The organism is Cupriavidus sp. 22TCCZM01-5, assembly GCF_057798915.1.
On the sequence record NZ_JBYOJR010000018.1, the window covers coordinates 1 to 12,048 of the forward strand.

Here is a 12,048-nt window from a genome sequence, read left to right on the forward strand (position 1 = left end):
GTCTATCCTGATCATCTACGCGGCAGGCAGTCTGGCTATGCCCTGTACCGTCTTCACCACCTCAGGCCCTTCGACAGCCACGAAAACGCGGTTTTGGTTACTTTTGTCGGGAGACAAAAGTGACTCGCCGGCTACGCCGGCGAAACAGCAGCGCATGCCAAGCACGACGAGCCCCCCTCCCGCCACTCCCCCCAACCCCAAGCAAAAAACGGCAAGCCCAAAGACTTGCCGTTCCTCAAACGCTTCGGCCGCTCCCGCGCAAAAGCCGCGGACGGGCCAGACGTCTTCCTGCAATCAGCCCTCGACCTCAGCCCATCCCTGCATAGCCTGACCACCAGCATCATCCCCGGTCCAGAGGATCAGCTTGCCGGCCTGCGCCGGATCCGCCATGCCGCCAACGGTAATCATGTCCTGATCGAACAGCGGCGCCAGCCCGCGAAAACCGAAGCGTCGCACGCGCGCCTGCGGCTGCTCCCGCGCCACCAGGTCCAGCATCAGCATGGCCTGCATGGGCCCGTGCACCACCAGGCCCGGATAGCCCTCGACGTCGCGCGTGTAATCGCGATCGTAGTGAATCCGGTGGCCATTGAATGTCAGCGCGGAGTAACGGAACAGCATCACCGGATCGGCGCGCAAGGTGCGCTGCCATTGCGCCGTGTGCTCCAGGCGCGGCCGCGGCGGCTGCGGTTTGCCCACCTCCGGCATGGCACGGTAGACGATGTCGTGGCGCTCGCGCACCGCGACCTGGCCATCGACGGTCAGTTCATGGTCGACCGCCACAAACCAAAGTTCGCCGGTGCGGCCGGATTTATGCTGGACATCCTTGATGGTCGACGTGCGCGTCACCGTATCGCCGACGTGGATCGGACGCTCGAATGACAGCTCGCTGCCGGCCCACATGCGGCGCGGCAATGGCACGGGCGGCATGAAGCCGCCGAGAACCGGGTGGCCGTCGGCGCCAATGTCCCGCTGCGGCGCGCGCGGCAGGAAGTAGAGCCAGTGCCACAGCGGCGGCAGCGGCCCACGCACCACCGCTTCCGGTTCCAGGTCGAAGGTGACGGCAAGGCCGGTCACGGGTTCCGGCGTCAGCGTCTCGGTGCGCGATTCGCTGCGTCCGATCCAGGTGCGCAGATGTTCGAGTTGGGAGTTCTGGGTCATGACAACTGCCTTTGTGTTCAGAGCGCCGACGGTTGCGCCAGCGCGATCAGGCGGCGGGCCAGCTCGATGACAGGGCGGTCCACCATCTTGCCATCGACTTGCACGGCGTGGCTGCCGCTGGCGGTCGCTTCCAGCACGCGCCGCGCCCAGTCGAGCTGTTCGGGCGAGGGCAGGAAGCCGGCGCGGACCGCACCGAGCTGGGCCGGGTGGATGCAAAGCTTGCCCGCAAAGCCGAGCGCGCGCGCATAGGCGACATCGTCGGCCAGTACGGACTCGTCCTTCAGCGCCGTGGTAACGCCGTCGACAGGCGGTGGCAGCCCGGCCACGCGCGATGCGAGCACGATGCGCGCTCGCGCGTGCGCGAGTGCGTCGCGCGTGTGGCTGCAGCCGAGATCGACCGCATAGTCGAGCGAGCCGAACGCCAGCCGCGCAATGCCAGCGGCGGTGGCCACCGCGTCGACCTGGTGCAGGCCCAGCGCGGTCTCGATGATGGCGATCAGTTCGGCCTTCGGGTTGATGGCGCGCAGGACTTCGGCGATGGCTGCCAGCGCCGCCGGATCCTCCGCCTTGGGCACCAACAGGCCGGCCAACGGCGTTCCCTTTGGCAGAGTGCGCAGCCACGCCATGTCGGCAGCAAAGCCCGGGGCGGCGCTGTCGTTGATGCGCACATAAGCATTGGCGACGGGGCCGGCAGCGAGCCAGTCCGCGATGGCCCGGCGTGCAGCGGCTTTGGCATCCGGGTGCACGGCATCCTCGAGGTCGAGGATCATCACGTCCGGCCTGGCTGCGGCGGCCTTGTCGAAACGTTCGGGCCGGTCGCCCGGCACGAACAGGTAGGTAACAGCAGTGGACATGGTCGGATGCCTCAGCGAGCGGCCGGCAGCCAGTCGTTCACGTTCGGCGCATTTTCCAGGGCCCAGACACGCGCGATGATGGCGCGCATTTCGGCTTCGGTCGCGCCGTGGCGGAAGGCACCGAGCTGCAGCGCCTTGGCTTCGAGTTCGGGGCGCGACAGCGTATTGTCCGGATCGCCCTTGGGCACGTCCACGCGCGCGGCCAGCGTGCGGCCGTCGGTGGTGCGCACCGTCACGCGGCCGATCCACTGGCGCGGGTAGGCGGCATTGATTTCGTCGTCGAGCCCCATCGCCACCTTGCCGCGGAAGTCCGCCACCTTGCCGTCCTGCAGCGCGTGCTGCTCGAACTCGGCCAGGCCGGCGTGGCCGTGCACGGCAACCAGGCCCAGCACGGTGCCCATCGAGAACTTGGCCTGGTGGATGGTGGTCGGGTTGACCACGGGGCCGAGCACGTCGATGGCGCCCTGGTGCACATGCGTGGTGACGCTGGCGATCTGGCCAGCAGTGACGCCCTCGCGCTGCATCAGCACCTTGAGCGCGTCGGCGGCCGGATGCGTGTGGCGGCACGAGGCGAAGAACTTGAACGAGGTCTCGGCGGTGGCCCAGCGCGTGCCCAGGCCATCGGTCAGGCATGCCGGGTTAGCGTCGCTAGACATGCCCGCGGCCATGCCCTGGGCGCCTTCGAGGATCTGCCTGGCGCCGGTGAAGCCGGCGCGCGCCAGCCAGGCGGACTGCAGGCCGTCGGCGGCGGCCTTGGCGGTATGCAGCTGCTTGGAATCGGCAGCGTCGCGCAGGAATTCCCACAGGCCGGCGGCTTGCGTGCCGGCCGAACCCAGCGCCTGGTTGATGCCTTCGGCGTCAAGGTTGTACAGCTTGGCCACGGCGGCGGCGGCCGCCAGCGTGCCGACCGTGCCGGTGGTGTGGAAGATCCGGTAGTGCGACCGGCCCATGAATTCGCCGATGCGGATACCGGCTTCGTAACCGGCGATGGAGGCCAGCAGCACGTCGGCGCCGGTCTTGCCTTCAGCCTGCGCGGCGGCGACCACGGCCGGGAACACCACGGCGGCCGGGTGCAGCACCGAGCCGTTATGCACATCGTCCTGTTCGACCACGTGCGACGAAGCGCCGTTGATCAGTGCCGCGAAGTACGGCGAGGTGCGGCGGCGGTCCACGAGTACTTCGGCCGCGCCCTGCGTTGGCCCCATGGCCGCGGCGAACTCCTGGATGCGGCGTACGGCCGGGGCGTCCTTGCCGGCGATGGCCGAGGCGATCCAGTCGAGGAACAGGTCCTTGGTGCGCTCGATCACGGGTGCCGGCACGTCGGCCAGCGTGAAGCGGGCCAGGAATTCGCAAAGCTGGCGGGTCGGATAGGTTTGGTCTGCGGGTTGGCTCATGCCGTCTCCGGAGATGGTTGGCTTGGCCGTTCGCGGCCTCGCGGGAAATGGGTCCTCTCCCGGTATCGGGAGAGGAGGGGGAGCGGACGCCGTTCGGACGTCCTCAGACAGTCTTCCTGCTCACCAGTGCTTCGATATCGCCTTCGCCGTAGCCCAGTTCCGACAGGATCTGGCGGCTGTGCGCGCCAAGCGCCGGCACGTCGCCCATTACAGGCTCGACGCCGGACAGGTTGGCGGGCGGCAGCAGCGCGTCGATCGGGCCGGCCGGCGTGGCGACTTCGCGCCAGCGCTGGCGCGCCTGCAGCTGCGGATGGTTCCACACGCCTTCGATATCGTTCATCGGGGCATTGGCGATCTGCGCCTCATCCAGCAGCGCTTCGGCCTGCGCCACCGTCAGCGACGCGAAGCGTTCCTCGATCAGCGCGGTGAGTTCGGGCCGGTTGCGCACGCGCGCGGTGTTGCTGGAGAAGCGCTCGTCCTGCGCCAGCGCGCGATTGCCGAGCACGATCTCGCAGAAGTTGGCGAATTCGCGCTCATTCTGCACGCTGAAGATCACGCTGCCATTGGCGGTGCGATGAATGCCATAGGGCGCGATGGTCGGGTGCGAGGCGCCAACGCGCGCCGGTGGCTTGCCGCCGTAGTGGCCGAAGTAGAGTACCTGGTTCATCCACTCGGCCATCGCCTCGAACATGGTCACCTGCACGCGCAGGCCCTTGCCGGTACGTCCGCGCTGCAACAGCGCCGAGAGGATGCCGCTGTAGGCGTACATGCCGGCCGAGATATCGGCGATCGAGACGCCGGCGCGCGACGGCTCGTTCGGGCCGCCGGTGAGGCCCACCAGGCCGGCGGCGGCCTGGATCAACAGGTCGTAGGCCTTTTTGTCGCGATAGGGGCCGGAGTCGCCATAGCCCGAGATATCGCAGACGATCAGCTTCTCGTACTTGCCATGCAGGGTGTCGAAATCCAGGCCCATGCGGGCGGCGGCGCCAGGGGCGAGGTTCTGCACCAGTACGTCGGCATCGGCGAGCAAGCGGTGCAGGATGGTCTGTGCCTCTTCATCCTTCAGGTCCAGGGTCAGGCTTTCCTTGCCCCGGTTGAGCCAGACGAAGTACGAGGCCTGGCCGTGCACGGACTGGTCATACCCGCGCGCGAAGTCGCCCACGCCCGGACGTTCGATCTTGATGACGCGGGCGCCGAGGTCGGCGAGCTGGCGGGTGGCGAAGGGCGCGGCCACCGCGTGTTCCAGCGAGACCACGCGGATGCCGTCGAGCGGGCGGATACCGTTGGACGTAGATGCAGTCATGCGCGGCCTCAGAACGAACGCGGCAGTTCGAGCACGTGCTCGGCCACGTAGGACAGGATCAGGTTGGTGGAGATCGGCGCGACCTGGTACAGGCGCGTTTCGCGGAACTTGCGCTCGATGTCGTATTCCGCCGCGAAGCCGAAGCCGCCGTGCGTCTGCAGGCAGACGTTGGCGGCTTCCCACGACGCGTCCGCGGCCAGCAGCTTGGAAATATTCGCTTCCTTGCCGCACGGCTTGCCGGCGTCGAACAGCGCGGCGGCCTTGTAGCGCATCAGGCTGGCGGCTTCGACGTTGACGTAGGAACGCGCGATCGGGAACTGGATGCCCTGGTTCTGGCCGATCGGGCGGTCGAACACGATGCGCTCGCGCGCGTAATTGCTGGCGCGCTCGACGAACCAGTAGCCATCGCCGATGCACTCGGCGGCGATCAGGATACGCTCGGCGTTCATGCCGTCGAGGATGTACTTCAGGCCCTTGCCCTCTTCGCCGATCAGGTTTTCGGCCGGCACTTCCAGGTTGTCGAAGAACAGCTCGTTGGTCTCGTGGTTGACCATGTTGCGGATCGGACGGACCGTCAGGCCCTTGCCAATGGCTTCGCGCAGGTCCACGACGAATACGGACAGGCCTTCGGACTTGCGCTTGACCTGGTCCAGCGGCGTGGTGCGCGCCAGCAGCAGCATCAGATCCGAGTGCTGCACGCGCGAGATCCACACCTTCGAGCCGTTGACGACATACTTGTCGCCCTTGCGCACGGCGGCGGTCTTGAGCTTGGTGGTGTCGGTGCCGGTGGTCGGCTCGGTCACGGCCATCGACTGCATGCGCAGCTCGCCCGAGGCGATGCCCGGCAGCCAGCGCTTCTTCTGCTCGTCCGAACCATGGCGCAGCAGGCAGCCCATCACGTACATCTGTCCGTGGCAGGCGCCGGAATTGCCGCCGTTGCGGTTGATTTCTTCCATGATGACCGAGGCCGCCGTCAGCGACAGGCCCGAACCGCCGTAGGCCTCGGGAATCAGGGCCGACAGCCAGCCCGCCTGGGTCAGTGCCTGCACGAATTCCTCGGGAAAGCCGTTCTGTTCCTCTATGCGCTGCCAGTAGGCCGAATCGAAACCCGCGCAAAGGCCGCGTACGGCTTCGCGGATTTCCGGGTAAAGCTGGTCTTGATCCTGATCTGCAAACATGGGGTAGGCCCGGTCGATTTGAATGGGGCCATTATTCCCGAGGGCCCATTAGGCCGAAATTCGGATTTGCGAAAGAGCGGCTTAGGTGCGGCTTAGGTACCGCCTGGATCGGCACTTGGGTGCTGCGCCCGGGCGCGCTGAAAGCCCTGAAAGCAAGACGCCCGGCGAGCCGGGCGTCCACACAGATATGGGCGAGCCGCGCTTTCGCTTTAGTGCATGAACAGCCAGATCAGGACCAGCACGAGAGCCGGGACGCCAAGAAGCCACGCAATGATGTACGGCATGATGGATGCTCCTTCCTTTTCCGCATGCCTCCAAGATATAAGGAGCGGCGGTCCGGCCCTGTCGGGACGAATCCGGTTGCACTGTAGGACGGCGCCCAATCCGGCGCCCGACAGGCTCCCTGCCCCCGGGCCATACCCAATTTTGATGATGATCCGGCATCGCCTGTCGGTCACAATGAAGACGCGGACGCAGTGGCGACGGGGAGGCGTCACATGCGATTCGCAAAAAGGCAGGGAAGCGAAAACGGACCACGTCCCCGCCTGGCGCAAGGGGCCGACCGATGTCGGCGAGATGGGACGATGTCCGTGAGGGGCATAGACGGCGCGCCTGGCGGCACTTCGCGTGCCGCCAGGCAAAGCCGCGCAGCGTCAACCACCCTGCCGGATCCGGAGTAGCGGCCGCCAGCGCCGCGGCTGGACCGCCACGGACTTCCCGGCCGCCCATGGCCGCACGGTTCAAGTCAATGATGGCTGCAATGTCCCGGTGCCGGACAATGCCCTGCCAGCTTGCTTACGCTGGTGCCTGCCACGTAAATCGCGCCATCTGCGCGCAACCGCACGCTTGCCGCGATGGCACTGGCCTATGCTCTGGGGCAGAGGTCCGACGTCGGGGCCCACCGTAGGGGAGCAATGCATGAAAGCAATCATCAGCGACGAAGCGGCGCTCGCCGTGTTCGTGGGGCCGCGGTTCGCGTACTACCGCAACAAGTGGCAGCTCGCCGCGTTGCGCAACGGCATGGCATGGAACTGGGCTGCCTTCTTCTTCGGGCCTTTCTGGATGGCCTACCGCCGCATGTATTGGCAGGTCGGCGTCTACGCCATCATCCTCTGCGCCGAACCGGTGCTGCATGCCCTGTTCCAGATCCGCATGCCGATCCTGTTCTCCAGGCCGCTGCTGTATGCCATGGCGCTGCTGCTCGGCTTCTATGGCAACCAGCTTTACCGGTGGCACGCGGAATCGACCATTCAACGGCTGCGCGAATACCACTGGTCGCCGGAGCTGGTCAACGACTCCCTGGCGCGTTGTGGCCAGACCAGCTGGCCGGGCGTGGCAGCCATGGCGTTGCTGATCGCGGTCATGGTCTTGTCGCTGCGGCCGCTCGCCGGGCTGGTGGCATAGGACCACACGGGGAGCGGTGATGCTCTGCCAACCCTACACGGGCTCGCGGGCGGCGTCGACGAGATACTGGATCAGGGTTTCGGCAAACTGCGGCAGTTCGCGGCCCGGGCGGCGGCACAGGCGCAACTCGCGGCGTGCCCACTCATCTTCCAGCGAGATAAAGCGCAGCACCTTGCGGCTGGCGTAGCGGCGCGCGCAGCTGTTGGGCACGATGGCGATGCCGGCTCCGGCCTCGACCATGCGGCAGACCGCGTCGAAACTGCCGACCTGGATGCGCAGGCTGATGCGCTTGCCCATGCCGCTGGCGATGCGGTCCAGGAACGACTGGATCGCGCTGAACTGGTTCAGGCCGACAAAGCGGCAGGTGTCCAGCAGGTCGGCGAAGTGCAGCCGTTTGAATTGCGGCAGCGGGTGGTTCACCGGCGCAATCACGATCAGTTCATCGCTGCACAGGTGCATCACATCCAGGTCCTGGGTCGCGACTTCGCCCGCCACGATACCCAGGTCCGCCGCGCCGGCACTGATCGCGGAGACGATTTCCTGCGATAAGTGCTCCTCCAGCTCCACATCTACATCAGGGTTTTCACTTAGAAAGCGGGACAACCCGGTCGCCAGGAAGGAGTTGGTGGCAGTGGTATTGGCCAGCAGGCGGACCTTGCCCTTGACGCCCTTGGCGTAGGGGCGCAGGTCGGAATGCAGGCATTCCAGCTCGCGGAACACCTCGCGCGCGTGGCGCAGCAGGGTGTCGCCGGCAGGGGTGAGCCTGACGCCCTTTACCTGGCGGATCAGCAGCTGGGTCTGGAATGCTTCTTCCAGTTGCTTGATGCGCGTGCTGGCCGCCGGCAGGGACAGGAAACTGCGTTCCGCCGCGCGTGTCAGGTTCTCCGTTTCACCGACGTTGAGGAAAAGGCGCAGGTCGGTCAGGTCGTAATGCATGGGGTTCCGTCAGGCCAAAGGCCACTTTTGCGATTCGTGAATTCCAATGTCTCAGTCGCCAATTTATCGTATCTCGCGTGGCAATAACATCTGGACATGATTGTCCGCGAGTGGCCTGGCCGTCGCGGGCAAGCCGTTATTGTCGCCAGAAACGCGGTCCGGTGACCGGGAAAGCATTCAGAGGAGCAACGCAATGAGCGGTTTGATGGCAGGCAAGGTAGCGCTGGTGACGGGCGCTGGTGGTGGAATCGGGCGCGGTATCGCGCTGGCGATGGCAGCCGCCGGCGCCAAGGTCGTGGTCAACGACCTTGGCGTCTCGATGTCCGGCGAAGGCGGCGATGCCGGCCCCGCGCAGCGCGTGGTCGACGAGATCCGTGCGGCCGGCGGCCAGGCCGTGGCCAATACCGACAGCGTGTCGACCTGGAACGGCGCCAACAGCATCGTCCAGTGCGCGCTCGACAACTTCGGCCGCATCGACGCCGTGGTCAACAACGCCGGCAACCTGCGCGACCGCATGTTCTTCAAGATGAATGAAGAAGAATGGCGTTCGGTGATCGACGTGCACCTGCACGGCACCTTCTTCGTGAGCCGCGCCGCGGCCAACTACTTCAAGGACCAGGAAGGCGGCGCCTTCGTCCACATGACGTCGACCTCGGGCCTGATCGGCAACCTGGGCCAGGCCAATTACTCGGCGGCCAAGCTTGGCATCGCCGCGCTGTCGAAGTCGATCGCCCTCGACATGCAGCGCTTCAACGTGCGCTCGAACTGCATCGCGCCGTTCGCGTGGAGCCGCATGACCAGCTCGATTCCGGCCGAGACGCCGGAAGAGAAGGCGCGCGTGGCCAAGCTGCAGAAGATGGAAGCCGGCAAGATCGGCCCGGTGGCGGTCTACCTGGCCAGCCCGGCTGCCGCGGAGGTCAACGGCCAGATCTTCGCGGTGCGCGCCAACGAGATCATCCTGATGAGCCAGCCGCGCCCGGTGCGCTCGGTGCATATGAGCGAAGGCTGGACCCCGGAAGCGATCGGCGAGATCGCCATGCCGGCCATGCGCAACAGCTTCTTCAAGCTCGAGCGCTCGCCCGACGTGATCAGCTGGGATCCGATCTGAGATGGCGGCCGCCATGCAAGGCGCGCTGGCCGGCGTCCGCGTGCTCGACCTGTCGCGCATCCTGGCGGGGCCGTGGTGCGCGCAGAACCTGGCGGACCTTGGCGCCGAAGTCATCAAGGTGGAACGTCCCCGCGTCGGCGACGACACGCGCTCCTGGGGACCGCCCTGGCTGCCGGATGCGGAAGGCCAGCCTTCGCGCGATGCCACCTACTTTGCCGGCGCCAATCGCGGCAAGCAGTCGCTCACGCTCGATATCGCCAGCCCGGCAGGGCAGACGGTCGTGCGTGAGCTGGCAGCCAAGTCGCACATCGTCCTCGAAAACTACAAGGTCGGCGACCTCAAGCGCTACGGACTCGACTACGAGAGCCTGAAGGCGATCAATCCGGCGCTGGTCTACTGCTCGATCACGGGTTATGGGCAGACCGGCCCGTGTGCGCACAAGCCGGGCTACGACTTCATCTTCCAGGGTATCGGCGGGTTGATGAGCGTGACCGGCGAGCGCGACGACCTGCCTGGCGGCGGCCCGCAGAAGGTCGGCGTGGCGGTGGTGGACATGCTGACGGGCATGTATGCGACCGTGGCCGTGCTCGCTGCGCTGCGGCATGCCGAGCGCACCGGCGAGGGCCAGCATATCGACATGGCATTGCTCGATGCCGTGGTGGCGGTGGGCGCGACGCCGATCATCGCCCAGCGCATCACCGGCGAGGCCATGCCGCGCTTCGGCAATGCGCACGCGAACATGGTGCCGTACCACGTCTTCGCTACCGCGGACGGCTACATGATCGTCGCGGCAGGCAATGACGGCCAGTGGCAGGCCTACTGCCGCGGCATCGAGCGTCCCGACCTCGCCGCCGACGAGCGCTTTGCCACCGGCCCGGGCCGCATCATCCACCGCGAGGTGCTGGTGCCGATGCTCGAGGACCATATGCGCACCCGCGGCACTGCGCACTGGGTGGCGGCGCTGGAAGCGCAGGGCATTCCTTGCGGGCCGATCAACGACTACGCGCAGGTGCTGGAAGACCCCCAGGTCCGCCATCGCGAACTGCAGGTCGACCTGGTGCGCAAGGACGGTGCCATTTGCCCGACCGTCAAGAGCCCGCTGCGGCTTTCGGCTACACCCGTGCAGTACGACGTGCCGCCGCCGCGTCTTGGTGAACATACTGAGCGGATCCTGGCCGAGGTGCTGGGCTTGTCCGCGGAGCGGATTGCTGCGCTGCGGGAGCAGGGTGTGGTCTGAGCGCGGGGCTGCGAAATCCGGCAGCACCGACAGCAAAGCCGGCGATGATCTTGTCATCGCCGGCTATTTTCATTCCCGATATCAGCGCTCGGCGCTCGCGAGTTGCAGGCCGCGCTGCCGGTATTCTCCCGGCGCCACGCCGGTCCATTTCTTGAACGCGCGATGGAAGGTACTTGGCTCCGAAAAGCCGAGCCGCAGCGCCACCTGCTGGAGCGTAAGGCCCGAGTGCTCGAGCATGCCGATCGCGACGTCGCGCCGCAGGCTGTCCTTGATGTTCTGGTAGCCGCGTCCTTCGTCGCGCAGGCGGCGGCGCAGGGTTTGCGGCGTGAGGCGCAGCATCTGCGCCATCTGCTCCAGCGAAGGAAGCTCGTCGTCCAGGTGCGAGCGCAGGTGGAGCCGGATGCGTTCGGCCAGGCAGCTGTCGTCGCGGTAGCGCACCAGCAGCTTGTGCGGGGCTTCGCGCAGGAACTCATCCAGGCCAGTGGCGTCCTGCATCACCGGCAGCCGCAGCCACGCGGCGTCGAAGTGCAGCGCCGTGCAGGACTGCCCGTATCGGACGGTCGTATTGAAGATGCGCTCGGTGTCGGTCTGCCCGCTGGGTGGCCCCGCGCTCAGGTCGACGTGCGACAGCGGCACGCGCCGCGCCACCAGCCAGTTGATCAGGCCATACGCGTGGAACACGAAGGTCGACTCGGCGAAGACCTGGCACGGCGATGCCGGCGCATGCGGGTGCAGGCGCACGGAAACGGTCCTGCCATCGGCGCTGCGCTGCAGCCGAGGGGTGAAGTCGCCAATGTGCAGCCGGTAATGCCGCAGCCCGGCCTGGATCGCCTCGTCCAGCGTCGCGCAGTGGATCATCGCACTGGCGGCCTGGGCGAACACGCCTGGCGGCACAGGGCGGCTCAACAGGCCCCACAGTTCGTCGCGCGTGACGCGGCGCAGCGTGCGGATCAGCGCGGCGTACTGGTCCTGGGTGACCCGCGCGGAGGGCGACGCCAGCAGTGCGGGAGATATCGCTGCACGGCGCAGCAATGCCTCGATGTTGCACCCGAGCCGGCGTACGCCGAGCAGGATCTGCTGGACGTGGTGAATGGCGATGGTATGGCGGGCCGGCGCGGGTGACGCGGCCGGCGCTTCCATGACAGTGCCGGCCAGCACCGGACCCGGCGCGGCGATGCTGCGTGGCATGCCCGGCACGGGATGCCGGTGAGCGGGCGTGGCAACGATGTGCATGAGTCTCCTCGTCGTTCTGGGACCGCGCTGGACGTTGCCCCTGGCAATGGCGGCATGGCGGCATGTCGGCCCGGGTCAGACCTTATCGCGGCCGGATGGCACCGCACAATCGGGATTTGCCAAAGCCTGGCTTCCATCTGAGCAATTCGGCCAATGATTTTGGGTCGTCTGGTCATTGTCCGGACCACGCCCCATCGCGCACTCTTTCGGTGTGGAAAAGTCCGCGCCGAACGGACCACCGCC

At 66.7% G+C, this 12,048-nt stretch carries 10 protein-coding genes; 3 read left to right on the forward strand and 7 right to left on the reverse strand.

Translation table 11 applies throughout. The features are described from left to right. Positions 1 to 294: 294 nt before the first annotated feature. The 5 genes from AC3FNH_RS17560 to AC3FNH_RS17580 all read right to left on the reverse strand — a co-directional run bounded on the left by AC3FNH_RS17560 (position 295) and on the right by AC3FNH_RS17580 (position 5,887). Positions 295 to 1,158, reverse strand: coding sequence for an HTD2 family dehydratase (locus tag AC3FNH_RS17560; RefSeq protein WP_488720986.1), 864 nt, complete (start codon positions 1,156 to 1,158; stop codon positions 295 to 297). Between the two features lie 17 nt (positions 1,159 to 1,175). Then, complete coding sequence (locus AC3FNH_RS17565; protein ID WP_488720987.1) at positions 1,176 to 2,012, reverse strand: HpcH/HpaI aldolase/citrate lyase family protein; 837 nt, start codon at positions 2,010 to 2,012, stop codon at positions 1,176 to 1,178. A gap of 11 nt (positions 2,013 to 2,023) precedes the next feature. Beyond that, a complete protein-coding gene (locus AC3FNH_RS17570) occupies positions 2,024 to 3,406 on the reverse strand; it encodes an MmgE/PrpD family protein (RefSeq protein WP_488720988.1) in 1,383 nt (460 codons plus the stop codon). Positions 3,407 to 3,509: 103 nt separating this feature from the next. Then, the gene (locus tag AC3FNH_RS17575; protein WP_276103103.1) at positions 3,510 to 4,709 is read right to left on the reverse strand and encodes a CaiB/BaiF CoA transferase family protein; all 1,200 of its coding nucleotides are present in this window, start codon (positions 4,707 to 4,709) and stop codon (positions 3,510 to 3,512) included. An 8-nt stretch (positions 4,710 to 4,717) separates the two neighbouring features. Beyond that, on the reverse strand, positions 4,718 to 5,887 hold the full coding sequence (locus AC3FNH_RS17580; RefSeq protein WP_488720989.1) for an acyl-CoA dehydrogenase family protein: 1,170 nt from the start codon (positions 5,885 to 5,887) through the stop codon (positions 4,718 to 4,720). 918 nt (positions 5,888 to 6,805) lie between these two features. Between AC3FNH_RS17580 and AC3FNH_RS17585 the strand changes: the two genes are divergently transcribed. Continuing rightward, positions 6,806 to 7,291: a DUF2628 domain-containing protein gene (locus AC3FNH_RS17585; protein ID WP_488720990.1), complete on the forward strand. Its 486-nt coding sequence runs from the start codon at positions 6,806 to 6,808 to the stop codon at positions 7,289 to 7,291. A 33-nt stretch (positions 7,292 to 7,324) separates the two neighbouring features. Here the strand turns inward: AC3FNH_RS17585 and AC3FNH_RS17590 are convergent, their stop codons facing one another. Continuing rightward, positions 7,325 to 8,227 (reverse strand): LysR family transcriptional regulator, encoded by a 903-nt coding sequence (locus AC3FNH_RS17590; RefSeq protein ID WP_488720991.1) that lies wholly within the window; start codon positions 8,225 to 8,227, stop codon positions 7,325 to 7,327. Between the two features lie 193 nt (positions 8,228 to 8,420). Between AC3FNH_RS17590 and AC3FNH_RS17595 the strand changes: the two genes are divergently transcribed. Further along, positions 8,421 to 9,335 carry an SDR family NAD(P)-dependent oxidoreductase gene (locus AC3FNH_RS17595; RefSeq protein ID WP_488720992.1) on the forward strand — a complete coding sequence of 305 codons (915 nt, stop codon included), beginning with the start codon at positions 8,421 to 8,423 and terminating at the stop codon, positions 9,333 to 9,335. Between the two features lies 1 nt (position 9,336). Continuing rightward, positions 9,337 to 10,572, forward strand: a complete 1,236-nt coding sequence (locus AC3FNH_RS17600; protein ID WP_488720993.1) for a CaiB/BaiF CoA transferase family protein — start codon at positions 9,337 to 9,339, stop codon at positions 10,570 to 10,572. Positions 10,573 to 10,653: 81 nt separating this feature from the next. Here AC3FNH_RS17600 and AC3FNH_RS17605 read toward each other — a convergent pair whose 3' ends face one another. Then, a complete protein-coding gene (locus AC3FNH_RS17605) occupies positions 10,654 to 11,805 on the reverse strand; it encodes an AraC family transcriptional regulator (RefSeq protein WP_488720994.1) in 1,152 nt (383 codons plus the stop codon). Positions 11,806 to 12,048 lie beyond the last annotated feature (243 nt).

What these genes read in the sequence shown, in the direction of transcription:
- AC3FNH_RS17605 (WP_488720994.1), bottom strand. Translation starts at nt 11,805, where the DNA reads ATGCACATCGTTGCCACGCCCGCTCACCGGCATCCCGTGCCGGGCATG.
- AC3FNH_RS17575 (WP_276103103.1), bottom strand. Translation starts at nt 4,709, where the DNA reads ATGACTGCATCTACGTCCAACGGTATCCGCCCGCTCGACGGCATCCGC.
- AC3FNH_RS17585 (WP_488720990.1), top strand. Translation starts at nt 6,806, where the DNA reads ATGAAAGCAATCATCAGCGACGAAGCGGCGCTCGCCGTGTTCGTGGGG.
- AC3FNH_RS17580 (WP_488720989.1), bottom strand. Translation starts at nt 5,887, where the DNA reads ATGTTTGCAGATCAGGATCAAGACCAGCTTTACCCGGAAATCCGCGAA.
- AC3FNH_RS17565 (WP_488720987.1), bottom strand. Translation starts at nt 2,012, where the DNA reads ATGTCCACTGCTGTTACCTACCTGTTCGTGCCGGGCGACCGGCCCGAA.
- AC3FNH_RS17570 (WP_488720988.1), bottom strand. Translation starts at nt 3,406, where the DNA reads ATGAGCCAACCCGCAGACCAAACCTATCCGACCCGCCAGCTTTGCGAA.
- AC3FNH_RS17560 (WP_488720986.1), bottom strand. Translation starts at nt 1,158, where the DNA reads ATGACCCAGAACTCCCAACTCGAACATCTGCGCACCTGGATCGGACGC.
- AC3FNH_RS17600 (WP_488720993.1), top strand. Translation starts at nt 9,337, where the DNA reads ATGGCGGCCGCCATGCAAGGCGCGCTGGCCGGCGTCCGCGTGCTCGAC.
- AC3FNH_RS17595 (WP_488720992.1), top strand. Translation starts at nt 8,421, where the DNA reads ATGAGCGGTTTGATGGCAGGCAAGGTAGCGCTGGTGACGGGCGCTGGT.
- AC3FNH_RS17590 (WP_488720991.1), bottom strand. Translation starts at nt 8,227, where the DNA reads ATGCATTACGACCTGACCGACCTGCGCCTTTTCCTCAACGTCGGTGAA.